This window comes from Okeania sp. SIO2B3 (assembly GCF_010672525.1).
Classification (GTDB): Bacteria; Cyanobacteriota; Cyanobacteriia; order Cyanobacteriales; family Microcoleaceae; genus Okeania.
The window spans coordinates 397,567-423,477 of sequence record NZ_JAAHGH010000005.1; the positions used below are offsets into that span (position 1 = coordinate 397,567).

The 25,911-nt window shown below is 35.7% G+C and carries 27 protein-coding genes; 12 read left to right on the plus strand and 15 right to left on the minus strand.

Annotated elements, in window-relative coordinates:
• Positions 1-250: 250 nt before the first annotated feature.
• Positions 251-1,654 carry a (Fe-S)-binding protein gene (locus F6K15_RS07235; RefSeq protein WP_293058970.1) on the plus strand — a complete coding sequence of 468 codons (1,404 nt, stop codon included), beginning with the start codon at positions 251-253 and terminating at the stop codon, positions 1,652-1,654.
• A gap of 359 nt (positions 1,655-2,013) precedes the next feature.
• Here F6K15_RS07235 and F6K15_RS07240 read toward each other — a convergent pair whose 3' ends face one another.
• From F6K15_RS07240 to F6K15_RS38190, 8 genes are all read right to left on the minus strand, one after another.
• Positions 2,014-2,499 carry a hypothetical protein gene (locus tag F6K15_RS07240; RefSeq protein ID WP_293058973.1) on the minus strand — a complete coding sequence of 162 codons (486 nt, stop codon included), beginning with the start codon at positions 2,497-2,499 and terminating at the stop codon, positions 2,014-2,016.
• Positions 2,500-2,840: 341 nt separating this feature from the next.
• Complete coding sequence (locus F6K15_RS07245; RefSeq protein ID WP_293058975.1) at positions 2,841-4,118, minus strand: serine protease; 1,278 nt, start codon at positions 4,116-4,118, stop codon at positions 2,841-2,843.
• A gap of 72 nt (positions 4,119-4,190) precedes the next feature.
• The gene (locus F6K15_RS07250) at positions 4,191-5,600 is read right to left on the minus strand and encodes a serine protease (protein ID WP_293058977.1); all 1,410 of its coding nucleotides are present in this window, start codon (positions 5,598-5,600) and stop codon (positions 4,191-4,193) included.
• Positions 5,601-5,806: 206 nt separating this feature from the next.
• Positions 5,807-6,679 (minus strand): serine protease, encoded by an 873-nt coding sequence (locus F6K15_RS07255; RefSeq protein ID WP_293058979.1) that lies wholly within the window; start codon positions 6,677-6,679, stop codon positions 5,807-5,809.
• A 61-nt stretch (positions 6,680-6,740) separates the two neighbouring features.
• Positions 6,741-7,544, minus strand: coding sequence for a COP23 domain-containing protein (locus F6K15_RS07260; RefSeq protein ID WP_293058982.1), 804 nt, complete (start codon positions 7,542-7,544; stop codon positions 6,741-6,743).
• Between the two features lie 73 nt (positions 7,545-7,617).
• On the minus strand, positions 7,618-7,746 hold the full coding sequence (locus F6K15_RS07265; RefSeq protein ID WP_293058985.1) for a hypothetical protein: 129 nt from the start codon (positions 7,744-7,746) through the stop codon (positions 7,618-7,620).
• Positions 7,747-8,270: 524 nt separating this feature from the next.
• Positions 8,271-8,480 (minus strand): zinc ribbon domain-containing protein, encoded by a 210-nt coding sequence (locus tag F6K15_RS38185; protein ID WP_363267448.1) that lies wholly within the window; start codon positions 8,478-8,480, stop codon positions 8,271-8,273.
• Positions 8,437-8,607 carry a hypothetical protein gene (locus F6K15_RS38190; protein ID WP_363267498.1) on the minus strand — a complete coding sequence of 57 codons (171 nt, stop codon included), beginning with the start codon at positions 8,605-8,607 and terminating at the stop codon, positions 8,437-8,439. Before F6K15_RS38190 ends, F6K15_RS38185 begins: the two co-directional genes overlap by 44 nt.
• A gap of 317 nt (positions 8,608-8,924) precedes the next feature.
• On the opposite strand from F6K15_RS38190, the gene F6K15_RS07275 reads away from it, so the two are divergent.
• The 7 genes from F6K15_RS07275 (at position 8,925) to F6K15_RS07305 (ending at position 15,457) form a co-directional block, all read left to right on the plus strand.
• A complete protein-coding gene (locus F6K15_RS07275; RefSeq protein ID WP_293058988.1) occupies positions 8,925-9,275 on the plus strand; it encodes a hypothetical protein in 351 nt (116 codons plus the stop codon).
• Positions 9,276-9,539: 264 nt separating this feature from the next.
• A complete protein-coding gene (locus F6K15_RS07280; RefSeq protein WP_293058991.1) occupies positions 9,540-11,057 on the plus strand; it encodes an AAA family ATPase in 1,518 nt (505 codons plus the stop codon).
• 174 nt (positions 11,058-11,231) lie between these two features.
• The gene (locus F6K15_RS07285; RefSeq protein ID WP_202219736.1) at positions 11,232-11,585 is read left to right on the plus strand and encodes a DUF1257 domain-containing protein; all 354 of its coding nucleotides are present in this window, start codon (positions 11,232-11,234) and stop codon (positions 11,583-11,585) included.
• Between the two features lie 528 nt (positions 11,586-12,113).
• Entirely contained in the window at positions 12,114-12,365 is a 252-nt protein-coding gene (locus F6K15_RS07290; RefSeq protein ID WP_293058998.1) for a transposase, read from the plus strand.
• Positions 12,366-12,579: 214 nt separating this feature from the next.
• On the plus strand, positions 12,580-12,699 hold the full coding sequence (locus F6K15_RS07295; protein WP_293059001.1) for a zinc ribbon domain-containing protein: 120 nt from the start codon (positions 12,580-12,582) through the stop codon (positions 12,697-12,699).
• 129 nt (positions 12,700-12,828) lie between these two features.
• The gene (locus F6K15_RS07300) at positions 12,829-13,512 is read left to right on the plus strand and encodes a Crp/Fnr family transcriptional regulator (RefSeq protein ID WP_293059004.1); all 684 of its coding nucleotides are present in this window, start codon (positions 12,829-12,831) and stop codon (positions 13,510-13,512) included.
• A 145-nt stretch (positions 13,513-13,657) separates the two neighbouring features.
• A complete protein-coding gene (locus tag F6K15_RS07305; RefSeq protein ID WP_293059007.1) occupies positions 13,658-15,457 on the plus strand; it encodes a M61 family metallopeptidase in 1,800 nt (599 codons plus the stop codon).
• A 389-nt stretch (positions 15,458-15,846) separates the two neighbouring features.
• Here the strand turns inward: F6K15_RS07305 and F6K15_RS07310 are convergent, their stop codons facing one another.
• Positions 15,847-16,971, minus strand: coding sequence for an acyl-CoA dehydrogenase family protein (locus tag F6K15_RS07310; RefSeq protein WP_293059010.1), 1,125 nt, complete (start codon positions 16,969-16,971; stop codon positions 15,847-15,849).
• 308 nt (positions 16,972-17,279) lie between these two features.
• On the opposite strand from F6K15_RS07310, the gene F6K15_RS07315 reads away from it, so the two are divergent.
• Positions 17,280-17,465, plus strand: coding sequence for a hypothetical protein (locus tag F6K15_RS07315; protein ID WP_293059012.1), 186 nt, complete (start codon positions 17,280-17,282; stop codon positions 17,463-17,465).
• Between the two features lie 111 nt (positions 17,466-17,576).
• Here F6K15_RS07315 and F6K15_RS07320 read toward each other — a convergent pair whose 3' ends face one another.
• The 5 genes from F6K15_RS07320 to F6K15_RS07340 form a co-directional block, all read right to left on the minus strand.
• The gene (locus tag F6K15_RS07320) at positions 17,577-18,170 is read right to left on the minus strand and encodes an aminodeoxychorismate/anthranilate synthase component II (RefSeq protein ID WP_293059015.1); all 594 of its coding nucleotides are present in this window, start codon (positions 18,168-18,170) and stop codon (positions 17,577-17,579) included.
• Between the two features lie 1,319 nt (positions 18,171-19,489).
• The gene (locus tag F6K15_RS07325) at positions 19,490-19,999 is read right to left on the minus strand and encodes a diacylglycerol kinase family protein (RefSeq protein ID WP_293059018.1); all 510 of its coding nucleotides are present in this window, start codon (positions 19,997-19,999) and stop codon (positions 19,490-19,492) included.
• A 103-nt stretch (positions 20,000-20,102) separates the two neighbouring features.
• On the minus strand, positions 20,103-20,756 hold the full coding sequence (gene ybeY, locus F6K15_RS07330) for an rRNA maturation RNase YbeY (RefSeq protein WP_293059021.1): 654 nt from the start codon (positions 20,754-20,756) through the stop codon (positions 20,103-20,105).
• 39 nt (positions 20,757-20,795) lie between these two features.
• Positions 20,796-21,005: a DUF3285 domain-containing protein gene (locus F6K15_RS07335; protein ID WP_293059024.1), complete on the minus strand. Its 210-nt coding sequence runs from the start codon at positions 21,003-21,005 to the stop codon at positions 20,796-20,798.
• 432 nt (positions 21,006-21,437) lie between these two features.
• The gene (locus tag F6K15_RS07340; RefSeq protein ID WP_293059027.1) at positions 21,438-22,409 is read right to left on the minus strand and encodes an alpha-E domain-containing protein; all 972 of its coding nucleotides are present in this window, start codon (positions 22,407-22,409) and stop codon (positions 21,438-21,440) included.
• 706 nt (positions 22,410-23,115) lie between these two features.
• On the opposite strand from F6K15_RS07340, the gene F6K15_RS07345 reads away from it, so the two are divergent.
• The gene (locus tag F6K15_RS07345) at positions 23,116-23,238 is read left to right on the plus strand and encodes a hypothetical protein (RefSeq protein ID WP_293059030.1); all 123 of its coding nucleotides are present in this window, start codon (positions 23,116-23,118) and stop codon (positions 23,236-23,238) included.
• Positions 23,235-23,357 (plus strand): hypothetical protein, encoded by a 123-nt coding sequence (locus tag F6K15_RS07350; protein WP_293059033.1) that lies wholly within the window; start codon positions 23,235-23,237, stop codon positions 23,355-23,357. Before F6K15_RS07345 ends, F6K15_RS07350 begins: the two co-directional genes overlap by 4 nt.
• Before the next feature lie 192 nt (positions 23,358-23,549).
• On the opposite strand, the gene F6K15_RS07355 is transcribed toward F6K15_RS07350, so the two are convergent.
• Positions 23,550-24,983, minus strand: coding sequence for a circularly permuted type 2 ATP-grasp protein (locus F6K15_RS07355; RefSeq protein ID WP_293059036.1), 1,434 nt, complete (start codon positions 24,981-24,983; stop codon positions 23,550-23,552).
• Positions 24,984-25,142: 159 nt separating this feature from the next.
• On the opposite strand from F6K15_RS07355, the gene F6K15_RS07360 reads away from it, so the two are divergent.
• The gene (locus F6K15_RS07360) at positions 25,143-25,673 is read left to right on the plus strand and encodes a zinc ribbon domain-containing protein (RefSeq protein WP_293059039.1); all 531 of its coding nucleotides are present in this window, start codon (positions 25,143-25,145) and stop codon (positions 25,671-25,673) included.
• Positions 25,674-25,911 lie beyond the last annotated feature (238 nt).

Here is a 25,911-nt window from a genome sequence, read left to right on the forward strand (position 1 = left end):
GCCATCAGCCATCAGCTATTGTTTTTGGTTTTAGATAAAGTTTATTAATTAACGCCAAATTAGAGCTTACTAAACTCATCTGAGTCTTATTGCTGTTTGCGTAACATCCGGCAGGGAAGCGCTGACTTCTAATAGCTGTTTGCGCAGCAGTCCGTAGGAAATGCTTACCTACTATTGATCGATTGACAAAAAGACTGATGTATAGCACGATCAATTAAAGTTAGTATCAACAAATATTTAAACATAAGATATGCAGATAAAAGACATAAACACCGAAAATGATCGAGCAATTCCTGCAAAAGAAAGCAACTTTTTACAGCAAAATCCACATTTAAAATCTTTAACAGATAACCCTAGTTTTGACTCTCAAAAACCACCATCACCCGAATTAATTGATGCTTGTGTTCATTGTGGGTTTTGTTTGTCAACCTGTCCGAGTTATAGGGTAATTGGTAAAGAAATGGATTCTCCCAGGGGCAGAATTTATGCTATGGATGCTATTAACAAAGGAGAAGCACCCCTCAATGAAACTACTTCCCAACATTTTGATACTTGCTTAGGTTGTCTTGCCTGTGTAACTACTTGCCCATCTAATGTTAAATATGACAAATTAATTGCTGCAACTCGTCCGCAAGTAGAACGAAATATTAAACGTTCATTACCTGACAAATTTATTCGCAATCTTATCTTTAATATTTTCCCATATCCTCAGAGATTACGACCATTACTTGTTCCTCTATTAGCGTATCAAAAATTAGGATTCCAGAAATTTTTTCGTGCTACTGAACTGCTGAAAAAAATATCCCCCAGATTAGCAGCAATGGAATCTATTTTACCGGAAATTACTGCTGATTCTTTCCAGGATAATTATCCTACTGTTATCCCTGCTCAAGGAGAAAAACGTTATCGAGTGGGTTTGATTTTAGGTTGTGTACAAAGAATATTTTTCTCACCAGTTAATCAGGCAACAATTCGAGTTTTAACTGCTAATGGTTGCGAAGTTGTGATTCCTAAAAGTCAAGGTTGTTGTGCTGCTTTGCCAGAACATCAAGGGCAAACAAAACAAGCTCATACTTTGGCAAAACAAATGATAGATAGTTTTGCAAATACTGGTGTTGATGCTGTTATTATTAATGCTGCAGGTTGCGGTCATACTCTGAAAGAATACGGCAATATTCTCCAAGATGATTCAGAATATTCTGACAAAGCAAAAGAGTTTTCTAGTAATGTTAAAGACGTGCAAGAATTTTTAGCAAATGTGGGAGTAACAGCTAAACTTTCTCCTTTAACTGAAGAGGAAGAATTGAGCATAGTTTATCAAGATGCTTGTCATTTATTACACGGTCAAAAAATTAGTTTGCAACCCCGAGAACTATTACAAAAAATTCCTGGAGTGAAGTTGCGCGAACCAATAGATGCTTCTTTGTGCTGTGGAAGCGCTGGAGTTTATAATATGTTGCAACCGGAAATAGCTGATGAGTTGGGGCAACAAAAAGTAGAAAATTTGTTGAATACAGGTGCAGAATTAATTGCTTCTGCTAATCCTGGATGTTCTTTGCAGATTAAAAAGCATTTAGAATTGCAGGGAAAGAAAATGATTTTAATGCATCCAATAGAATTATTAGATTATTCAATTCGAGGAGTTAAGTTATAGAAAAAGTGGAAGATTTTTCCCATTTATAAGCAATACCAAGGGCAATTGATGTTTGTGACAAATAGTATCAGCAAAGAAGAAGTAATAAACAAATTGGTATAAGTTAATTTAGACATGGAGAGCGATCGCTCTCTTTTTTTTCACACAAATCTTAACGACATGACCACCCATTGCAAAATAAACCAAAACTGTATTAGGTTCAAGAATATTGACTGATCAAGATTTTGATGAGACTATTGGCTAAAAATTATTTAGATTTTATATTCCCTGTTGCCTGTTGCCTTGGAAAAAAATTGGATATGCTGAACAGCTGATTAAACTTTCAAGCTTAAAAGTTCCTGCATCAGACTAGCAATCACTTAAATGTACAGATAAGGTAATATCTCTACAAGCAAAATTAGCATCAGCATTATGCAATTGAATAGCAAAAAGCTATTAACAAAAAAGTCTATGTTAATTCCAAAATGGAATAGATTATTTGCACTAAATGTTTCTGTAGCAAAAGAAGAAGTTAATACCTTTTGATTATTGCTAACGAATAAATTGCTCATAGAATAATTATTAGTATTACTTACCTGAGAAGCAAATCCGAATTCTACTGGGGATAGAAATCTGTTATCCAAATCAAAGTCAGCATTTGGACTTGGCGACAGGTCTAGAGTTAGTTCTGTAATTTCTGTTTCATCAGGATATTCATTAAAGTCAACCTGAAAAGAATTGTTTTGCTCCAATAAAGAATTAGTTTCAACAATTTTCTGAGCTACAGCAGCTTCTACTATTCCTGTTGATAAGGCGATAATGGCTGTTCCTACCGTAGTTAAAAATAGTTTTTTTGCAGTTATCATTCAAGTTTTCTGTTATTTCTATTTAAGGGTTTGATCGATTACTAAGTACACCTAATAAATTAAGAATTGCAAATTTATCAAAGATTTGTCTAGAGGGTTGATGTCGTCTTTACCAAATCTTGATAATTTAAAACTGAATAAATACTGCTATAAAAAGCTGTACAGACCCTGCTGTAGGTATTACAACAATTTGTTGATTATTTCTAATATATGAAGATTTTGTAAAGTATTAATAGTTGAAAAAGAAATTTGTTACTTATACAATGCCTTTAAATTGTAGTTAATTAATGTGACTTCTTATAACCTCAACCTATCTCAATCATTAGTGATTTCTATATTACTCAATCTAACAATAAACTCTCAGGACCACCAGAAGGTTCATCCCTAATCATATTCTCCAACTCAAACGTATACAGTTTATAAATATCATCAACAACATCATTAGGGTCATCAAACACATCTTCACTTGCGTCAAATTCTACTTGACCACTACTACTAGCAACTTCTAGATTTTGAATGTATGTGATACCAGCTTTTATCACTTCAGCTCTAGGTAACTCTCGTCTGAAAGCCAAATCAAAATTAAACTCTTTAAGCAAATTCTCAAAATAATTAACATTTTGCCCACTGCTATACCGCTTTTGCAACTTATTAAAATCAAGACTCTCACCACCTGAAATATTATCCGAATCAGAACTAGAATCAGATTCACCTCCTGCCTCAATACTCCCGCCACATAAAGGTTTGCTCTGACTACCTAATCCATGACTGCCAACTACACGACCATTACTATCAAATACAGGTCCCCCACTCATACCAGCAGCAGTTTTATCAGTGTAAAAAATACTATAACCCAGATGCTCGGGATTGGGGTTAATCTTTCCCCTCACTAAACCCCAAGCTAAACGACGTTGTCTGCGAGCTACTCTGTTACGACATCTTCCTGTCTGCGGGTCTTGCTCTTTTTCTGGGTCAGGCCAACCGGAAATATATACTCTATCATTGATATTGACACTATCTGGGTCTCCTAGAGGAGCAACTGTATAACTTTTTGGGCTTTCAAAGGTGACGATCGCTAAATCTATACCTCTTATTCGATCTGTTCCAATACTGCGGTCAACTATATCTGTACCTGCAATAAAGCGATCGCGACAGCCAAATCTTACCAATACTGTTAATTTAGGATTACCTTTTAGAGGACACCCCCGATGGTCATTAACGTTTTTAACAATATGAACTTTCCCATCATAAGTTCTAATTCCATAATAAGGAGTACCCCCCAACTTCTGCCAATAATGTTTACTATCAAGGTGTTTTTGTAGAAAATTATGAGCTACAGTTAAGACATAATATTTATTTCCTGTTTTAGCAATAATTACTCCTGAACCTGGATTCCAAATCCCTGATTTTTGTAATGGGTTATTACGATTTTCTTCTAAATCTTGTCGTAATTCAGGGGTTAATGCCGGAGCTATTAATACAGTTGTTTGTCGAGCTATAGAATTAATTTCTGCTATAGAAAGTTGAGCGATCGCAGGAGTTGCTCCTAGCAAACCAAGCAATATCCCACCTAAAAAAATAGATAATTTTTCGACTTTTTTGCTGAAAAAATATACCATTTTTACTACTTGCACCTACTAAATATTTTTCTTTCATTCAATGCACTCTGATTTTCTTACGCTTAAACTTTATTAGTCTAACAATAAACCGGGTGATTTATCTTTTATAAGAGTGTCTAAATCAAAATTAAAGAGTTCATAGATATTTTCTATCGTATCATTAGGGTCTTCAAAACCGCCCTCATTTGCTTCATTTGGGTCGATAAATTCAGACTTTTTGTCTATGCCACTTTCAGGAGAAGTTGGAATATTAGGAACTTGTTTTATTTCTGATTCAATTAGGCTTTTTGAAGGAGCTTCTAATTGAAAAGATAAATTCATACCAACCTGTGTAATTAATTGTTGAGAATAATCAACATTTTGGGCACTACTATACATCCTTTTTAAGATTGAATTATTATCCTGCTCTAATAAATCTGAATTATTTTGGTTGTTATTTGAATCCTTTTCTAAGTTATTTTGAGGTTCAGATTCGTCAAATATTTCCCAATCATTTTGTGCCTGATGTTTTTGATTTTGTGGCCAAGTATTTTGAGATTTAAATGCACTATAATACTGCCAATTATTTTCTGCTTGTAATGAATCTTTTGAAGTAGAATTATTATTAGATATTGGTTGATATATTTGCCCACAAATAAGTTTATTCGCTGAACCTCGTCCGTGAATTCCAACTACTTTACCATCACTATTAAACACAGGACCACCACTCATTCCAGGACGAGTATGGTCTGTATAATATAAGCTATAGCCATTATCTTGTTCAGTAACAGCAGTAGAAGCTTGTAATTGTCCCCATGCAAGACGTCTTTGCCTTCGAGGTGCAGGATCTTTACAAATTATTTTTCCTTCCGCATCTAGTTGTGGAGTTCCATCAGGTTTCAGTTTCGGTTCTGCTTCAATTTTCGGCCAACCAGAAATATAAACTTTATCTCCCTCTTTTAATTGACTAGCATTTCCTAAGGAAGCAACAGGATAATTCTTTTCACTTTCAAAACTAACTATTGCTAAGTCATAACCATTTATTTTTTGACTTTCAAAACAACCAAATCTTACCAAAGCAGCTTCTAAGTTTTGATTTTTTATTCTTCTGAAAAAGTCACCATTACATTTCTTACCATCATTTATTTCTGTAACCTGATGAACTTCTCGTTTGTCTCTGTCGCTTGTTACTATACCATAATCTGTATCTTCAGCTATCTGTTTTTGACTAAAGTTATGAGTTACTGTCAATACATAATATTTTGTATCTTCTTTTGCAATAATTACCCCAGAACCTACCGTCCATTTTTTTACAGGTTTTCTATCTAACAAATCATCGATTTCTTCTTTCGTTAATTTAGGAGCAATTAGAACAGTAGTTTGTTTAGCTATAGAATTAATTTCTTCTACTGTTAATTTTCTAGGAACTGCATCTACCCCACTACCAAGACTGACAATAAATCCAGTCATAGAGGCAGTAAATATATGTCTTATTTTAATCATATTTTTTTACACCTATTCAAAAAAAATTGTGCCATTTCAGTTATCAGTTATCAATACTTCTGCAATAAGGAAGCTTGACATCAGGAATATTCTCTTTTCTCTTGATTTCATAGAAATGGCTAGGAAACCTCGCCATCTCTCGACCGATTTTTATCCCTTTAAAAGGGAAAGCTTTAGACCACAATTTTTCGGTAAATATTTTTTTCTTATTCTCTATCCAACCTCCCCATCTTTCCTACTTCAAAATTATTAATATTCGTCTTGACTATCTCTGCAAAATCATCCCGTTGATTCAACTTAGCAATAGGAATTGCCCAGCTAGCACTAAGCAATTCATCAAGTAGCTCTTGTGATGGTTGACTACCATCAGAAAATCGATAAGCATCAAAGCCACCAAAAGCATATTTTGCTCGACCAATAATTCCAACTAACTCACCATTTTTATTCAAAACTGGCCCCCCACTCATCCCAATTTCAATCTCATTACTCATGCCAATTTTATAACCTCTCTCCAAGGATAAATTAAGTAGATGAATAACCTTACCCTTAGTCAAATTATATGGTTTAATTCCTAAATCTACAGTAGTAACTAAATTTACTTCCTTCCTTTCATAGTTAGGAAATCCAGCCACATAAACTTGTTCTCCTAAACTTAAGTTAAAATTAGCATTGACAACAGCAACTTTATACTCATTATTTGTGGAAAATTTAACTATTGCCAAATCCAAATCTTTAAAATTAAATCTAGTATCTTTGTGAGCAGAATATTCCTTTCCATCTACAGTTAAAACTGCCAATTTATTTTCTTGATTTGAATCAAGTACATGAGCGCAAGTTAGAACAAAATACTCAGTTCCTTTCCGAGAAATAATCACTCCCGAACCAGCAATATTTTCTCCTAATAATCTAACAGTCACAGGTCTAGAGATCGCCTCTACAGTAGGATTATTCTTAATAGTAGAAACAGAAGCTGCCTGAATTAGCGGAAGATTAACTCCTTCAGGGGTTGATGCTACCTGAGAAAGACAAAGTTCCAAAAAAGTTGGAATAATTGCCATTAAACTTATCAATTGTTTCATTTGAGTTAAAGGGAGTTTCTTTGTCCCTAAAATTTTTGTTTAACAATTATCATTTCAAACCTTAAAACTCCCGATTTTCCATTTTTTTTTGTTCTTCTATAACTTGATCAATCAACTTTTCCATATCCACCTCTAGCATTTTTTCCTGATTCACTGATGATGCTTTCAACCCATCAATAACTGACAATTTTTCTACCCATTCAAGGCTTTGATTTTCCACATTTTCAGCATCGCTACTTTCAATTATTAACGCAGCACTAGCATTACCTTTGAGAGAACTTACTAAATTCATCAGAATTTTACCGTTCGTACCTCTATTATTACTTCTCAGAGTCCACAATAAATTACTAGAATTACAACTTCCTGCTTGAGCAGCACAAACTACGGCCGCACCATTAACAACTCCTTCACTTAAAGGAGGCATATTTGGTTTTCCTCCCCTCAGAAAATGCTGATTAAATCTATCTGTAACTGCCTGGCAACGAACTTCTGGAGTATACTTGTCACCAAATTCTACCGAACCTGTCTGTGTCCATTGAATTAGAGGTCTTTTAGTCGCTTCCTTCCAGGATGTAACTATTTCACCCTGACGACTACGACGTGCTTGATATACAACTAGCGCAGTTTGATTTTCTGGCGTACAATCAAATTCATATTTGTATGCGTAACGGCGACTGTAACGTATCTTTTTAGGGTTGACTGAACGAGTGGGACTATTATCTGCCTCATCATTAGATGTACTAAGTTGAGCAACTGTAGTATTTAAGTTTGTGAGTTGGGCAAAACTGGACTGTACTTTGATCAATAGGAGTTGAGTAGCGATCGCTACTGCACAAACCATAGGTAATATTTTTTGGTGTTCCATAATGAATATTTCCTAGCATATAGTTCAGCAAAAACTTTAAGTTTGCTGTTTTTTCATCCTTCCTTTCTCTTTTCTATTCTTCAGGAAGTTCGTTTTCCTCATCAAATTTTTTGCTTTCTTGTTCAATAATGGCATCAATTATATTTTCCATGTTAACTTCTGAAGGTACTTCTTCTATTTTTTCATCATCTTGACTTTCCATAATTATGCTACTACTCGCTTCACCTCGAAGTGCGCTCAGTAGTTATCTAATAATTTGACCATTGGAATTTTGCTTGTCATTTTTTAGAGCCCACAGAACATTATTTTGATTACAACCTCCCATTTGCCTAAGCGCTGGGCAAGGGATAGGAGTAAGAATTTAGGGATTAACAGAGGATATTGTTTGGAGCAATATCCCACAAACTAAATATAGCAAATACCTAACTAAATTTTTCTGATATTAATTTTTATGGAAAACTGATTACACTTTCAATTTCCAGATGACAGTTGTTTAACATCCAGTCCACTTATATCAAATCTGTTGGCTTCGGAGTAATATAATTTCGTCGATCGTCATACAATATGGTAGGGGCGAATGGCCATTTGCCCCTACCAATGTTATAGAAATATAGATTGTGACATCTCCCACACGCTCGCTGACACTATAGTGTGGGCTTCTCGTTTCGTAGTCCCGGTATCCCGTCGGACAAGCGCGTGCTTTAAGGATGTCTGGGCCTTACCGCCCTATTTTTGATATTTATCGCCGCATTTCTTACGGAATGCTTCCCTACGGGATGCTGCGCAAATAGCAAACAAGTCGTAGTCTATTACAATACAGCAATGCGGACAAGAATGAGTTCGTATGTTTAATTCTTTAGGGACTTTTTCCCCACAATTTGAGCAGTCTTGGCTAGTATTTTTGGGGTTCACTGCTATGGTTTTCCCCTCCAGCATTTTCCTCCTGCGGAGGAGCTGCGCTAACAGCTTTGACAGTTAAAATAGTTAGAAATTGGCCCCCCGCGTCGTTAATTGATTTACTCAAACGGGTTTTTGCCAGTCCTTCGGATTTGATATTAACCATGAAAAATATTAAAAAATATGGATTATTTCTACTATTTTGCAGGATATATGTTATATATGAAAATTCTGAATAAATATGTAATCTAATTTTGATTATTGTTTAAATTATTTAGTCAAAAAAAGCAAAAAACTTGATAGTCTCCATAATGCTGTAAGTCTTATGCACAGAAGAATATAGCTTTTTTAATCAGTAAATTACTTTTGATAAAGTGTAAACAAATGTTACAATATTGGAGTTAAAACGGTTTAACCGCTTGACATTCCCTAAAAGAGTAGTTAATGTAATATACATACCCGGGTAAACAAGTTGACTGTCATATGCAAGACAAGCAAAAAGTAACATTATACATCAAACCAGAACTGCATCGCAAGCTCAAAATCAGGGCAGCAGTTGACTCGGAACCAATGTCATCAATAGCAGAAAGAGCTATCCTTTTCTATCTGGAACACCCAGAGGTGGTTGATGAAACAAGTTCAATGTATGGACAAACCCACCGGGTATACACTTGTCCAGAGTGTACGAGTTCAGTTGTAATGCGAGAAGGAGAACTGGCCTCCCTAAACAATCAGCCAAGTGTATTGGCAGACCAAAATATTCCAGTTAAGGAAACCCCAGAAACAGAAAAATCCAAAGCTCAACCGGGAGAGCAAGAGTTAGTTCCCTGCTGATGAATGTAGAAACGACTACATCTGAAAGACTAATTTGAATGCTAGTTTAAACCTAGCTATGGCGGTCAGTAAGAGCTACGCTCCGCGTTCCGCGAACGACCGTGACAGCTTGTGGACTGGGGAGTGCCGACACTTCCAGGTTGAAGCAGGAATAGAACAGATAACTGTAAATTTTACAGATTATTGTAAGCTTCTAAGAACGGTAGCAAGCATAAACTCAATTAAGCCGTAATCAACTGTACCGTTTCTATACGATCGAGGACTATGAAAGAAGAAATTAACATTCTCATCCAAGCTCAATATCCTCTGATCTACCTCGTGACATCCGAGGAAGAACGGTCAGAGCAGGCAATTGCAGCTATAGCTCAACTTAAGCCCCAGTCTCAGAAAAGAGTATTTCTTTGGACAGTAACTCACGGAATAGTGGAGTACGGTCAAAGCAAAAACACCACTCAGCATAATACAGTCTCACCAGAGGCAGCTATAGAGTGGGTAATCAGGCAGCGAGATACTAGCAATAACGCTGGAATATACATATTCAAAGATCTACATCCATTTATTGACTCACCGCCAGTTACTAGGTGGTTAAGAGATGCGATCGCTAGTTTCAAGGGCACAAATAAAACAATTATATTGATGTCCCCAGTACAGAATGTTCCGATAGAACTAGAAAAGGAGGTAGTTGTACTTGACTTTCCACTACCAGATATGAAGGAGTTGAATAAAGTCCTGTCACAACATCTAGGGAAGCGTAACATTTCCACAGAGACAAGGGAAAAGCTCCTCAAAGCAGCTTTAGGTCTTACAAAAGATGAGGCTGAAAAGGTATATCGCAAAGCTCAAGTAACAGCAGGACGTCTAACTGAACAAGAGGTTGAGATTGTACTGTCTGAGAAAAAGCAGCTAATCAAGCGTAACGGCATATTAGAGTACATCGAAGAGGATGAAACTATTAATGCTGTAGGTGGGCTAGAGGAACTTAAACACTGGTTAAGACAACGTTCTGATGCTTTCACAGAGAGAGCTAGAGAATATGGCCTACCTCAGCCAAAAGGTATGTTAATCCTGGGAATACCTGGATGTGGGAAATCTTTAATAGCAAAGACTACATCTCGCCTGTGGGGTTTACCGTTATTGCGCTTGGATATGGGACGGGTCTACGATGGTTCAATGGTAGGACGTTCTGAAGCTAATTTACGAAATGCTCTAAAAACAGCCGAGTCAATATCACCAGCCATACTATTTATAGATGAATTGGATAAAGCTTTTGCTGGTAGTACTGGTTCCGCAGACTCTGATGGAGGTACTTCAAGTAGAATATTCGGTTCATTCCTGACTTGGATGCAAGAAAAAACTTCCCCAGTATTTGTGATGGCAACTGCCAACCGAGTAGAACGTTTACCGGGAGAGTTTTTGCGTAAAGGTAGATTTGACGAAATTTTCTTTGTAGATTTACCAAACAAACAGGAACGTCAAGATATCTTCAAGATTCACCTAGCAAAAAGACGTCGAGAAATTGAACGCTTCGATCTCGATCAATTATCTAATGTTTCCGAAGGCTTTTCAGGTGCAGAAATAGAGCAAGCCATAGTCGCTGCTATGTATGAGGCATTTGCTCAAGATAGAGAATTTACACAGCTAGATATTATTGCCGCGATTAAATCTACACTACCGTTGTCGAAAACCATGACAGAGCAGGTGACTGCACTACGAGATTGGGCAAGACAACGTGCGCGGCCTGCTGCATCTTCAGTCGCCGAGTATCAAAGACTGGAGTTCTAAAAGCTTTCTCCTGGTACAAACAGGAGTAAAGGCTAGTAATGGATAAAGTTACTAGCAGTGCCTAAAAAAAACCACCTTGACTCGATATCAACTTAACGATTCTGAGCAGTGGTAACTTTTCATAAAAACCGTTGTTGTTTCTGTTTTCAGTTTTAAAATTAGGAGGAAACTCGAATGTCTCACTTCAGCACACTGCGTACCAAGATCACTGATTCTGAAATTTTAAAAGCTTCTCTGCGTGACTTGGGCATCACAGTTAAAACTAACGCTGATGTTCGTGGCTACAATGGCCAACGTGTACGTTCAGATATCGTTGCTGTTCTCGAAGGTGAATATGATTTAGGTTGGTCTTCCAACAGTGATGGTTCTTTTGACCTGATCGCTGACCTCTGGGGTGTTGCTAAAAAGCACAATCAAACTGAGTTGATCAACTCCATCAATCAGAAGTATGCCGTTAATAAGACTTTAGCCGCTGTTAAGCAACGCGGTCTGCAAAACGCTAATGTCAAGTTGGTTGTGCAGAAGTAATTTATTTGCGCGTTCCCAAGTTTGCGGGTTAACCAAGATCGGGTTAGCCCGTTTTTTTAGTTATTTCGGCAGAAGGAAGAAGGAAGAAGAAAAAATATTGCTTTGTCTGAGTGTTAAGCTTTTGAACTGTCCTAACTTTTCCTTCTACTGCTATATTAATTAAATTAAGTTTGCAACAAACAAAGAATAATGATAAAATAGTAATCTTTTGATCTAATCAAACTTACTAGAGAAAGTTAAGAATAAAAACATAATGTTGCTTAACTCAAAAACTCCAGTATGATAGCTGTAGAGTATTGACTTAATCAAATAATAACGACATAATACATGAAAAAGCATACTATTGGCCAGACTGCGCTCATGCATATATGAAATCTATTTATTGGTATTGTCAAAACCTATGAGCCAATTGAAGCAACTACCAAGAAAATAACTATTAGTAGAAAAGCTGACGATTGGTACTTAAGCTGTAGTTTTGAATTTACACCTACTTCAACGCCTAAGAATGCTGAAGTTGTAGGTGTTGACTTGAGGATAAAAACATTAGCAACTCTAAGTACAGGGAAAGTATTTGAAAGTGTAAAATCTTACCGCTCCTTTGAAGCTAAACTTTCCAGACTACAATACCTGAACCGCAATAAAATCATTGGTTCAGCTAACTGGAGGGGGGCGCAACTTCAGCTAGCTAAGTTGCATAGACAAATAGCTAACATCCGCAAAGATGCACTTCATAAACTGACAAAATACGCAAGCCTTGAACCACGGCAGTGTAGTAATTGAATATTTGAATGTTAGTGGAGAATGTTAACTAACCATAACCCACGCCCATCCCCTCCCGGGAGGGGAGCTAGAGGGGTAGGTGCAGGCCAAGGATTTTATGAGTTTCGGAGACAGCTTGAGTATAAGTGCCAATGGTACGGTTGTGCCGCTCTGAATAGTAGATAGATTTTTTCCATCATCAAAGACTTGTTCTAACTGCGGTCACGTTCAAGATATGCCAGTAAATCTAAGAACTTATGATTGCCCAGAATGTGGCTTATCAATAGATAGAGATTTAAACGCAAGTATTAATTTGAGGGATGCGGCCAGCTCGACTGTCAATGCCTGTGGATGAGTAACTGCCGACGGTCTCAGTGGAAGCAGGAATTAAACATCTAATTCGTCACTGTTTGTGACGTTTTGTATCAGTTTTATAGAGCAGCAGTTTAATAACATCAAGATACGACAAAGATAACTAATTTTCATGCAGACAGAAGCTTTCAGTGAGCTTTTTCCTCTGTTTAAGGGAGCAAACCCAGAAACCTTGGAATGGCTACTCTCAGTTGCAGTAAAACACGAATATCCCTCAGATAGAGTAGTTTTAATGGAAGATGCTTGGGGTAATGCAGTTTACTTCGTGGTATCCGGTTGGGTCAAAGTCAGACGCAGATTGTCCTCTGACAACTCAGTGACACTGGCTATTCTAGGGAGAGGAGATTTTTTTGGAGAAATGGCTATTCTAGATGAGTCACCACGCTCAAATGATGTCGTTGCCTTATCACCAGTACGTTTGATTAGTATTTCAGCCCAAAGATTTATTCAAACTCTCTTCAAAGACCCTCAGCTACATCATCGAATGCTTCAACTTATGGTCAAGCGTCTCAGGCAAACAAACATTCGTTATCAACTGCGTCATAGACCCCCTGCCGTAAAACTAGCTAATACATTAGTTGAATTAGCAGAAAATTACGGTCAGACTACAGAAAAAAACTGTGAAATATTTAATGTTCCTGACCAAGATTTAGCTGATGTCACAGATATAAAAATCGAAGAAACTAGCAAAATCATGGAAAAACTACAGACGAAGGGGTGGATTAATAGAGATACAGAATATCAAGTAATTCAATTACTTAATCTCAAACATTTAATGCATTTAGCAAGTCAATAGACTAGATTAATAATAATGTTTCAAACATTAAAATTTTAATCGAAAGTTTTGTCTGAAAAATAATATTAATTAATATGTGATGAACTAAGAGAAAATATATATACTAAAATCAAATGGAAATAGTTCATATTAAAAATAAATAACCATGACTGAAGCTAGAACAGTATCCCTCAGTCCCACAATTAAAAAATCAGCAATTCAATATCAAGTATTTATGCCTCATCCAGAATCTCATCTGTTTGAGGTTAGTTTGCGTGTCAAACTTGAACAACTATCTCCTTCACTACAAAAAGATCGAAAACTGGATTTAAAGATGCCTGTATGGACACCAGGTTCTTACTTAGTTAGAGAATATGCTAAACATTTGCAAGATTTTTGTGCTTATAGTGAAAATGAATGTTCTTTACATTGGAAAAAGCTGAGTAAAAATCATTGGCAAATAGAAACTTCAGGAACTTCTGAAGTAATAGTACAGTACAGGATATTTGCAAATGAATTAACAGTACGCACTAATCATTTAGACTCTACACATGGTTATTTTAATGGTGCAGCTTTGTTTTTTGAGATTCCTGGAGCTGAGAAAAATTCGATTTGGATAAAAATTATTCCACCTAAACCTGATTGGAAAGTAGCGACTTCTTTACCAGAAATTCCAGGTTCTGATAATACATTTGAGGCAGTAGATTTTGATACTTTAGTAGATAGTCCTTTTGAAATAGGTACTCATCAATTATATCAATTTGAAGTACAAGGAAAAGCACATCAGTTAGCTATTTGGGGAACAGGTAATGCGGAACCAGAAAAGTTAATTCCAGATATTAAAAAAATTATTGATGTGGAAGGAAAGTTTTTTGGTGGTTTACCTTATGAAAAATATCTATTTTTATTGCATATATCTGGACAGGGGTTTGGTGGTTTAGAGCATAAGTTTAGCTGTACTTTAAATTATCCTAGATTCAGTTTTAGGAGTAAGGAAAAACGTGACCGCTTCATGCAATTAGTTGCCCATGAATTTTTTCACTTATGGAATGTTAAGCGTATTCGACCTAAAGCTCTAGAAGTATTTAATTATGAGCAGGAAAATTATACTCCTTCTCTATGGTTTTGTGAGGGTACAACTAGCTATTATGATTTATTAATTCCTTTGAGAGCTGGTGTTTATGATGCTCAAACTTTCTTACAAGGATTAGGAAAAGAAATTACACTTTTCCTAACAACAATAGGACGAAAGGTACAGCCTCTAAGTGAGTCTAGTTGGGATGCTTGGATTAAACTTTATCGTCGGGATGCTAATAGCAATAATTGCCAGATTTCCTATTACTTAAAAGGAGCGATGGTATCTTTATTGCTCGATTTGTTAATTAGGGAAAAACATGAAAATAAATCTTCACTGGATGATGTAATGCGCCAAATGTGGGAGCAGTTTGGTAAACCAGAAATAGGCTTTACTCCCGAACAACTGAAAAGTGTAATTGAAGAGGTAGCAGGAGTAAATTTGGATGATTTCTTTGAGAGGTATATTCATGGTGTAGATGAGTTGCCTTTTGATGAGTATCTCAAGCCTTTTGGATTACAACTTCAGAGAGAAGACAATAAATGGCCTAATTTAGGTATGAATGTCACCACTAAAAATGGCAAAGAAATAATTAAATTTGTCGAAGCCCAAGGGCCAGCACAGTTAGCGGGATTGGATGCGGGTGATGAGTTATTGGCAATAGATGGTTTTCGGGTAAGTGCTGATAAATTGAGCGATCGCCTCAAAGATTATCAACCAGGAGATTCGATTGAAGTTACGGTTTTTCATCAGGATCGACTTCTGACCCATAAGGTAACTTTAGCAGCTCCTAGTCCTAGTCATTACCAAGTAGTACCATTTAGCAGCACCACACTCAAACAATTAGAAAATTTTGCAGGATGGTTAGGGACGTCATTGGATTCTATTTAATAGAGCAGGCAACAGGCAACAGGCAACAGGCAACAGGCAATAGTGGAAAAAGTCTATATTGTAGGGGCGTTTTGCTCCGCAACATGTAAAGCGCCAGCTTTGCGTTAGCAAATGGCCATTCGCCCTTACAGACAGATTGTGTAATGCTTAACGGAATTGACAGCGTATTTCATATTAGTGAGGTATATCAGTCGCGGGCAAGATACCCGCACTGGAAACACTTTACCATTCTTATGTGTACCTCATTTACCTTTAATCTGCTGTATATTACTCCGAAGCTAACAGATTTGATATAACAATCTAGTTGGAAAACTCATTATTGAAGGCTACACAATGGTAACTTAATCATTCATGTGATGCACCATCTGTACGGGTGAAGGGCCGTTCACCTAAATATAGTGGTTGTGCGTAAGTCCTGAACACAATATTTTGAGAGTAGCTTCCATAATATCTGTAGTTTGACCTGAAACTGTGTATACTAAAGCTTCGCGATAAACCCGTTGTGCTCCATGATTTTTGTGATTAGCTGCGCCACTAGAAACAGTAACAGCAGCAGCAGTACAACGCTGGGCTAAATTAATAGCTGTTGCTCTGAGGTGGAGTTTTTCGGCAAAATCAGTATCAGGATTTTTATTGGCTTCTTCTATGTCATTTCGACATTGATAGACCTGATTTTGTAAGGAAGAAATTGCATCTGGAATAAAAGGAAGAGGTTTAGTTTTTGATGTTGCTTTCATAATATCTATGCCTGCTAAAGCACATCCTAAAGCAAAAGCACTAAAAGCGAGAACTTTTTGTCGATCGCTATTGTGAATCCAATTTACAGGTTTGATAGAAACTATCTGCTCATCAGGTAGAAACCAATTTTTTACTGTAGCACTAACAGTATTAGTTGAAGTCATAGCGCATAAAGGCATTATTTCTGAGAAAGTAATACTACCATTTAATTTAGTGGTTTCAATCAAAGGAAGAATGCCAAAAACTGCTCTGCCATCAGGTAATTTTGCTGCAAGAATAAATTCCTGAAATATACTCCACCCAGTTATCCAAGGAACAATTCCTTCTATATAGTATCCACCTCTAGTTGGAGAAGCTTTTACAGGTGGTTCTCCAGAACGTCTGAGTTGAGAAAAGCCTATTCCTAACAAGATTTTGCCGTGACTTAAATGAGGTAAATATTGTTGTTGTAATTGAGTGTTTTGACTTGATGCTAACATTGCTGCTGCACTTTGATGTTGAGTTTGGAGAAAAGCTAATGCACCAGAATATCTTGCTATGAGTAATTGATAGTTAAAAAATTCTTGTTGATTTAATTCTAGACCACCCCACTTTTGCGGAATTTTTAATGCTAATAATCCCGATTTTCCTAGAGTCATTAAAGCTGTTTTTAATGTTTCTTGATCCCTATCTATTTCATTAGCTAGGGGAGCTATAATTTTTTGTAAAATTGAAGTTTCTATTTGCTCTATATTTAGGATAGTTTCCGAGTTTTTCGGTGGGGATGATATGGTCATTTCAGTTATCAGTTAACAGTTAACAGTTATCAGTACTTTCTGCAATAAGAAGGTTTGAATATACAGGATTTTACTTCTCTTGGTCGATTTGATATGGAGAGGAAACCTCCCTATCCCACCCTACGGGAAGCTACGCTAACGACCGCTTTTTATTCCCTGAATAAGGGGAAGGCTTGAAACTTTTTTTGGTCATAGACAAATTATCAGTAGATTTTTATGTATTATATCAGAATTAATTTTATTGGTTAATTTTAACAAAATAATTACGGTTGAAAAATCATATTTATCGACTTAATAAATTATTTATTATGAACAACAAGGAGAAACAGTTACCCCTCGAAGAAATCAAAAATTTTCCTCTGATATCATGTCCGGTAGCATCGGTATTGTATAGCAAAGGTAAGGAAGAAGGGAGAGGGAAGAGGGAAGAGAAAAGAGGGAAGAAGACTATTGAGCAAGAAAAACCTAAATTTCCTGTAGATATTCACTCTTAGGTTTACACGGGACTATACCAACGGACATGATATGAATAGCGATCGCTATCTGAAGTATTCGAGTACTTCAGTTTAACAAATTCATAGCTCAATTCAGCAACGCCCAAATTTCTATAACCCTAACCCTTCCAAAAAATTTCTCAGTAACAACTTTCCAGAATTAGTTAAAATACTTTCTGGATGAAATTGTACACCCTGAATATGAGGATAATTTTTATGTCTAACACCCATAATAGTTCCATCCTCAACCCATCCCGTAATTTCCAATACTTCAGGACAACTTTCTTTATCTATCACTAAACTATGATATCTTGTAGCAATTATGGGATTATCTAACCCTTCAAAAATACCTACTCCGTGATGATAAATTTCAGAAGTTTTACCGTGCATTAATTCTGGGGCAGCAACAATTTTTCCTCCAAATACTTGACCAATACTTTGATGACCAAGACACACCCCGAATATAGGTAAACTTGCTCCTAATTCTTTAATTAATGCTTGAGAAATTCCGGCATCTTCAGGGCGACCAGGACCTGGAGAAATAACCACTCCATCAGGTTTCAAATCATTAATTTCTGCCAAAGAAATTTGATCATTACGGTAAACTTTAATATTAGCTGCAACTGCTAATTCTGCACCCAATTCACCTAAATATTGTACTAAGTTGTAGGTAAAACTATCGTAATTATCTATAACTATAATCAAAGCTTTTTACTCCTTCATTCCCTGGATATATTAAATCTCTCAATCAATGAGCGATCGCTCATTTTTATGATTAGTTATTTTGACAAAGAATTTCTCAAGTATAAGATTCAGAAGACTAAAGTTATACTACTGAGCTAAAGATCAAGATTGCAACTAAAGCACAAAAAAACACTATTGTATTATTACAATTCTAGCTTTATTAAACTTATGCAAGAAGTATTTATCAGTCAACTTCCAAAATACTTTGATTATAGTTAGAGGTCTACTCCATTGACATCCTCCCCGGCCTTTAGGCGCGGGGGTTCCTACCTAGCCGTAGCTCTTTAGCGAGTTGACGTCTCACAGGCTGCTGCACCCACCCCTCTTGCTCCCCTCCCGGGAGCGGATGGGGGTGGGTTACGCTTGCCTCCACGTCCGCGCACGAGTCTCGGAATGCCCTCCCGCGACAAGAGCAAAAATTCTTATGGGTATAAATTTTGTGCTTTCAAGGAGCGAACTGCTCATTGACCTGAAAGCCTCCCAAGTTCAGCTCTCAACTTAAGGAGTTTCGACAAACATCTTCTTTTAATCAGTATTTATGAGACAAGGCGGGTTTATAAACCAATTTTAATATAACATAAAAAGTCATAATATGAAAAGTCGCCCGCTTATGGGCGAGGCTTTAAACCCAATTTTATGGTAAAAATTGTTTTTACTGTGAAAAGTCAGATACTTTGATAATGGCAAAAACTTATATAGTAATACCATTTTCAAAAAATATTGCTACATTGGCTATTCAAGATGTTATACCAATTTGAAAAAAGAATGTTACGAATAATAAGTGCAATAAAAATATTTGGCAGGGAATGTCCCTTTGACAAGAAAGATAATTTATGACCTAAAAACTGTTATTGAAGCAATTCCCATACGACTCCTGACTCCTGAATTCCCCTCCCCTCCTGGGAGGGGTTAGGGGTGGGTTGGTCGGGGGAGGGGCGAGGGGTGGGTTGACTACTAAGAAATAGCCTAACTATTTGTAGCAAATATTTATCAAATTGGTATTAGGTGTTAGGTGGTAGGTGGTAGGTATAATCAATAAAAAGTGAAGATTTTTCAATTCCGTTAAGCATCTATATTTTACTGTAACAATCTTTCTTGAATTTGGTATAATTTCATTTGAGTTGGGTAAAGAACCCCCTTTTAGACAACAGGCAATAGGCAAAAAGGTTTACCGGACTTTTTACTGTTAATAAATAACCAACTCTTGTTTGAAATTTCATTAAATCTCAACTTAAAATCTCAAACCTTGCACCCCATTTAATCAATCAAAGTGATAATTTCTAGCTACTAAAAGTACCAATAACCAGACTTAATAATGGAGGTAAAATCAGATAACTTGCGATAAGTAATGCGACAATAGCTGAAATTAAAACAGCACCCGCAGCACAATCTTTAGCAATTTTAGCTAACTCATGGTAACTCTTTTTAACTGTTAAATCTACCACAGATTCAATAGCAGTATTCAGTAATTCCATAGCCATAACTAATCCAATAGTTAATACAATAACTGCTGTTTCTATTGGTTTTAACTCTAATAAAATACTCAAACTAACAGCAACAATACCAATGAAAGTATGAATCCGAAAATTACGTTGAGTCTGGAAAGCATAAGACAATCCTGCCCAAGCATATTTGAAGCTAATTAAAAGACTATTTGCTACTTGCCAAGATAATTCTCTATTAGGTTTAACTGTACTTTTAGAACCCTTTATTTTGGGAGCAGAAGAATTTTTCGATTTGTGTATAAAAGTGGCTTCATTGTAAGATATTGATGACTCGTTCAGTTTCATAATTTATCCACCTCAGTTCAATTTAATAAATAAGGGCCAGATAATCAAAGACTTTCTCGACTAATAGTCTATCTAAAAAGTTCAAAAGTTACCCTAAGTCTTGTCAATTTTCTAGAATGATTTGTTTCTCAATAGTAATTCCCACAGCATTAAGCAAAAATAATTGCTGTTTGATCATTTGTTGCCAACTCTGTTCGTCAAGATGATCCCATCCAAGTAGGTGTAGAAAACCATGGGCCGCTAGCCAAGCTAATTCAGTTGTTAATGAATGTTCCCGTTGTCTAGCTTGCCGAAGGGCCGTCTCAACGGAAATTACTATATCACCCAGATATAGTTGTAAATCAGAATCTATGACTTCTGGAATTGGAACATTTACTTCCAGAGCAGCAAAGGCTAAAACATCTGTTGGTTGATTCTGATAACGATACTGATGATTAAGGATTTGAATTTCGCCATCCCCGGTCAGACGTAGACTAAGTTCGTAATTTTCAGCAAGTGGAATATCTGGTTGTAGAACTTCTAGCCATTTCCGAAACCAATATGCCCAATTTTCAGAAGATATGGGATAAAGTTTGTCCTTATCAAAATAATTGGGTCTAAAACCCCCCCTTGATTGGCGAAATGTTTTTGGAGGGGGGTTTAAATCCTCCTGACAAAAACAACTTCTGACTTCGTTAACATCCTGGACTTTTAACTTTTCTACTTCTGAGGTCGAGGATGACCAGAAATAATCCTGAATACTCACTTCTAGATACAACCGTCAAATCCTCCTTTCCGCTCAAAAATGTGATTTAAGTTATCGTGTTAGATAAGCAAGGCCAACTAAGATACCTACAAGTCCAATGGTTGTCAGGGCAAAATGTTTGAGTGATTGACCTCCTTTTCTCACCATATTCCTCATGGCCAGTTTGACATAACTGGGTTTTGGTTCAGTTGTGGAAGTATTAGTTTCTTTCTGTGTCTGTGTTTGTCTGGAGTCTGGAGTTGATGAAGATAAATTACTCATAAAAATCAATATATTTCAATATATTTACAGTTTTCTAGTAGTTGTTGTTTCTCTCAAGCTGAGTTTTAAATTTTTGATAAAGTCGATACTACTATAACAATAATATTACTTCTTGTGCCTATACATCGACTCTTGATTATTTGTTAATCAAATTTTCTGCCTTATAGCTTAAATGTGTTGATGAAAAAGTTACTCTTGATCATAATTGACAAATAGATCGAGTCAAAAATTAGATTTTTTTCAGGAACAGTGAATAAAGGACATATAGATGAAATAGTTCTGCTGTGAATAATAATTATTAATTATTGGATTACTGGTAGTTTAGAAGTTTCTTGTATCGAGTCAAAAATATCCGATCGTTGGGTTAATTTAGAAATTCATCTATTTGAGAGGAGAAAATTAGGCGATCGCCATTCAACTTTATCGCAGTTGCTAATTATTTAATCGCTGTTCCTCTATAGGTTTAAGATCGAAAAAAGTGTCAAAAATTTTCTCTCCTGTCTGATTAATTCTAGTTTGTAAATTATCTAGAAACTCGTGTAAACCAGTTTGAATTATTTCCTCTATTGTTAAATAGTCTAACTCAGAACATAAACGACCCAATACTTTTTCTACTGGATGTTTTTTCATACCTTGAGTTACTCCAATAATTTGATAGAGCGATCGCTCTGTTGCACTTAAACAATATTGAATTGAGCGGGGAAATTCTCGGTCTAATATTAAAAATTCTACTATTCCATTGGGGGTAATTCTATGTTGTTGACGTTTACGATACATTTCATAAGCACTTGCTGACTTTAATAATGCCATCCATTGCACTTCATCTAGTGGAGTTCCAATATCTTTAATTGAAGGTAAAAGAATATAGTATTTAACATCAAGAATTCGGCTAGTTTTATCAGAACGTTCTAGAAATCGCCCCATTCTGCCAAAATGCCATGCTTCATTGTGACTCATAGTAGCATCCATGATGCCTGAAAATAAATGTCCGCCCATTTTTACCTTCTCAAAAAATTCTGGTAATTCAGAAGTTTTTAAACCACTATTAGCAACATCTTTTACCATTAAATAAAATGAGTTAACTTGCTCCCACATTTCTGAGGAAATAATTTCCCGAATGGAACGAGCATTTTCTCTAGCTAGACGTAGACATGAAATAATAGAGTTAGGGTAGTCACGGTCAAAAGTAAGAAATTGGATTACATTTGCTTCTGTTACTTCACCATAGCGTTGTTGAAATAAAGGTAAATCTCCAGTAGTAATAACTATAGGTTGCCACTGTTGAATTACACCAGGAGAATCTAATAGTAGATTGAGATTTACATCAACAAATCGGGCAACATTTTCTGCCCTTTCAACATAACGATTTAGCCAGTAAATTGAATTTGCAACGCGACTTAACATAATTAATAAGGAAGAATAAAGAAGAAAGAAGGAAGAAGGAAGAAGGCAGAAGGCAGAAGGCAGAAGGAAAAATTAATTAATCAATACCCATAAATAAACCTTTTAGTTCCTATCTTAATTTTCCTAATTTTCTACATTTTGTACAAGTAAAATTTTCTGTTAATGCCAGAAGGAAGAAGGCAGAAGGAAGGAGGAAAAATTAATTAATCAAAACCCAGAAATAAATCTTTTAATTGCCATCTTAGTTTTCCTAATTTTCGACATTTTTTACAAGTAAAATTTGCTGTTAAAGCCAGAAGTAAGAAGGAAGAGGGAAAATTAATTAATCAAAACCCACAAAGAAATCTTTGAATTGCCATCTTAATTTTCCTGATTTTCGACATTTTTCACAAGTAAAATTTGCTGTTAAAGCCAGAAGTAATAAGGAAGAGGAAAAATTAATTAATCAAAACCCACAAAGAAATCTTTGAATTACCATCTTAGATTTTCCTGATTTTCGACATTTTTCACAAGTAAAATTTGCTGTTAAAGCCAGAAGTAATAAGGAAGAGGAAAAATTAATTAATCAAAACCCACAAAGAAATCTTTGAATTGCCATCTTAGATTTTCCTGATTTTCGACATTTTTCACAAGTAAAATTTGCTGTTAAAGCCAGAAGTAATAAGGAAGAGGAAAAATTAATTAATCAAAACCCACAAAGAAATCTTTGAATTGCCATCTTAATTTTCCTGATTTTCGACATTTTTCACAAGTAAAATTTGCTGTTAAAGCCAGAAGTAAGAAGGAAGAGGAAAAATTAATTAATCAAAACCCAGAAAGAAATCTTTGAATTGCCATCTTAATTTTCCTGATTTTCGACATTTTTCACAAGTAAAATTTGCTGTTAAAGCCAGAAGTAAGAAGGAAGAGGAAAAATTAATTAATCAAAACCCACAAATAAATCTTTGAATTGCCATCTTAATTTTCCTGATTTTCGACATTTTTCACAAGTATAGGAGTCGAAGAAAAGGTTAGGACAGTTCAAAAGCTTAAAGCTTAGACAACGTAAGATTTTTCCTTCTTCCTTCTTCCTTCTTCCTTCTTCCTTCTTTCTTCTGCTATAAAATTTTCTGTGAAAAATCCCTCTATTAGATGATACATTTATTCTGATAAAACCCAAGTATCTTTACTACCTCCACCTTGGGAAGAATTAACAACTAAAGAACCTTTTTTCATTGCCACTCTAGTCAGACCACCAGGGTGAACATAAATTTCTTTACCATATAAAATATAAGGTCGTAAATCAACATGACAACCTTCAAATTTATTGTCTATTATAGTTGGGACTCTAGATAAAGATAGAGTTGGTTGAGCAATATAATTCCGTGGATTAGCTTTAATTTTTTCTGCAAATTCTGCTCTTTCTTCAACAGTTGATTGAGTTCCTACTAACATCCCATAACCACCAGCTTCATTTGCAGATTTCACCACAAGTTTATCCAGGTTTACTAACACATGGTCTAACTGTGTTTTTTCCCAACATAAATAAGTAGGAACATTAGGTAAAATTTGCTCTTCATCAAGATAATAACGAATCATTTCCGGCACATAAGCATAAATAACTTTATCATCCGCTACACCAGTTCCCAAAGCATTAGCAAGGGCAACATTGCCATTACGGTAAACTTCCATTAATCCAGGTATTCCTAACAAAGATTCAGGATTAAAAGCTAAGGGATCGATAAAATTATCATCCATACGTCTATAAATAACATCAACTCGCTGCAAACCTTTAGTAGTTCGCATTTGTACATATCCATCTACAACTACTAAATCTCTACCTTCAACCAATTCAACTCCCATTTGTCTAGCTAAAAATGAATGTTCAAAATAGGCCGAATTATAAACACCAGGAGTCAAAACCACAACAGTAGGATTTGATAAATAAGAAGGTGCTAAATTTAGTAGAGTTTCTAATAAATAACCGGGATAATTATCAACAGGTCTAACTCCTAAAGTCGCAAAAATTTGGGGAAATGTACTTTTCATTACCCGTCGATTTTCTAAAACATAAGATACACCAGAAGGGCAGCGTAAATTATCTTCCAATACATACCATTCACCATTTTTATCCCTAACTAAATCTGTCCCTGTAATATGACACCAAATTCCTGACGGTGGTTTTAAACCTATACAAGGTTTGAGAAATCCAAAAGCAGAATTAATTAACTCTCTAGGAATAATTCCATCTTGAAGAATTTTTTGTTCTCCATAAATATCTGCAATAAATAAATTTAGAGCATGAATTCTTTGCTTCAAACCTGTTTCTAAAAAATTCCATTCAGACACAGAAATTATACGCGGTACAACATCAAAAGGAAAAATACGTTCTGTACCTTGACTATCACCATAAACATTAAAAGTTGCTCCAAGTTTTACCATAGCGACTTGTGCAGCTTTTTGTCGCATCAATAGTTCACCTACAGAAAGAGAATTAATTCTTTCTATCAATAATTGAGCTTCTGGACGAGGTTGATTTTTACTGATGAAAAGTTCATCGTAAAATTCCCCCGGTGTATAAGAATCAAATTGCACTATTTTTATTTATAATTTATCAATTACTTAATGATGGTTAAATTTTAATTATTATATAAGTAAGTGTAAAATTTACATAATTGATTAACAATTATTATAAGTAAAATTGTTATCATATATACAATTAAATTAAGTGCAAATAATGATTGACTAAAAATTATGGCTTACAAATGCAATCTTAGTAATGGCCAACAAGTTTATATTGAAAATCAGGGAATGCAAACTGTGGTCACTGTTTATAGTGGTAGTCCTGGTCAACAACAACAAGCAAGTACAGGGTTTCAAACAGGTAAATGGACTGTAGTGCCCACTTTATTTAAGACTGCTAGTGGAGTAATTTTGCGAATAGAGTCGGAACAGGGACAATCTTTTGTTCAGTTGCAGGCCGGTGGAATAAGTACCATAAATGGGACGCCTACTTTGAGTGATGCCGAAGTCTTATCCCTTCAAAAAGTAGAGGCAACACCCAGCACAAGTATGCCACCAATGGAACCGATGAAACCAATGGAACCGATGAAAATGGGCGATATGGAAATGAAGATGAACCCAATGCAGATGCGGATGGGTAATATGTCGATGGAAATGGGGTCAAGTTCCCCTGCAACTTCTGGGAAGCGTTTTTGTCCCCAATGTGGTGCTCCTGTACAAACAGGCGATCGCTTTTGTTCTAGTTGTGGTTATCAGTTGTAATTTTAGTCTTGAAGTTTGATTGGATAAGATATATTAAGTTTCCAGGGACTCTTTTTTTTGCTCTCTAAAAGTATTAGTAGACAGGGTGAGGAAATAGAACCTAGTTTACTCATGATTATAGATAATTCAATAGTTGTATCATATTCGGTCAAAACTTATTTAGGCGCGTAGTTCCCTTAAACGTGCCTACAAGCAAAGACTTTTTTATAATTAATTATTTCAATTATGATATTACTTA

Coding starts and splice junctions, on each gene's coding strand:
- F6K15_RS07235 (WP_293058970.1), top strand. CDS start 251: ATGCAGATAAAAGACATAAACACCGAAAATGATCGAGCAATTCCTGCA.
- F6K15_RS07240 (WP_293058973.1), bottom strand. CDS start 2,499: ATGATAACTGCAAAAAAACTATTTTTAACTACGGTAGGAACAGCCATT.
- F6K15_RS07245 (WP_293058975.1), bottom strand. CDS start 4,118: ATGGTATATTTTTTCAGCAAAAAAGTCGAAAAATTATCTATTTTTTTA.
- F6K15_RS07250 (WP_293058977.1), bottom strand. CDS start 5,600: ATGATTAAAATAAGACATATATTTACTGCCTCTATGACTGGATTTATT.
- F6K15_RS07255 (WP_293058979.1), bottom strand. CDS start 6,679: ATGAAACAATTGATAAGTTTAATGGCAATTATTCCAACTTTTTTGGAA.
- F6K15_RS07260 (WP_293058982.1), bottom strand. CDS start 7,544: ATGGAACACCAAAAAATATTACCTATGGTTTGTGCAGTAGCGATCGCT.
- F6K15_RS07265 (WP_293058985.1), bottom strand. CDS start 7,746: ATGGAAAGTCAAGATGATGAAAAAATAGAAGAAGTACCTTCAGAAGTT.
- F6K15_RS38185 (WP_363267448.1), bottom strand. CDS start 8,480: ATGCTGGAGGGGAAAACCATAGCAGTGAACCCCAAAAATACTAGCCAA.
- F6K15_RS38190 (WP_363267498.1), bottom strand. CDS start 8,607: ATGGTTAATATCAAATCCGAAGGACTGGCAAAAACCCGTTTGAGTAAA.
- F6K15_RS07275 (WP_293058988.1), top strand. CDS start 8,925: ATGCAAGACAAGCAAAAAGTAACATTATACATCAAACCAGAACTGCAT.
- F6K15_RS07280 (WP_293058991.1), top strand. CDS start 9,540: ATGAAAGAAGAAATTAACATTCTCATCCAAGCTCAATATCCTCTGATC.
- F6K15_RS07285 (WP_202219736.1), top strand. CDS start 11,232: ATGTCTCACTTCAGCACACTGCGTACCAAGATCACTGATTCTGAAATT.
- F6K15_RS07295 (WP_293059001.1), top strand. CDS start 12,580: ATGCCAGTAAATCTAAGAACTTATGATTGCCCAGAATGTGGCTTATCA.
- F6K15_RS07300 (WP_293059004.1), top strand. CDS start 12,829: ATGCAGACAGAAGCTTTCAGTGAGCTTTTTCCTCTGTTTAAGGGAGCA.
- F6K15_RS07305 (WP_293059007.1), top strand. CDS start 13,658: ATGACTGAAGCTAGAACAGTATCCCTCAGTCCCACAATTAAAAAATCA.
- F6K15_RS07310 (WP_293059010.1), bottom strand. CDS start 16,971: ATGACCATATCATCCCCACCGAAAAACTCGGAAACTATCCTAAATATA.
- F6K15_RS07315 (WP_293059012.1), top strand. CDS start 17,280: ATGAACAACAAGGAGAAACAGTTACCCCTCGAAGAAATCAAAAATTTT.
- F6K15_RS07325 (WP_293059018.1), bottom strand. CDS start 19,999: ATGAAACTGAACGAGTCATCAATATCTTACAATGAAGCCACTTTTATA.
- F6K15_RS07335 (WP_293059024.1), bottom strand. CDS start 21,005: ATGAGTAATTTATCTTCATCAACTCCAGACTCCAGACAAACACAGACA.
- F6K15_RS07340 (WP_293059027.1), bottom strand. CDS start 22,409: ATGTTAAGTCGCGTTGCAAATTCAATTTACTGGCTAAATCGTTATGTT.
- F6K15_RS07360 (WP_293059039.1), top strand. CDS start 25,143: ATGGCTTACAAATGCAATCTTAGTAATGGCCAACAAGTTTATATTGAA.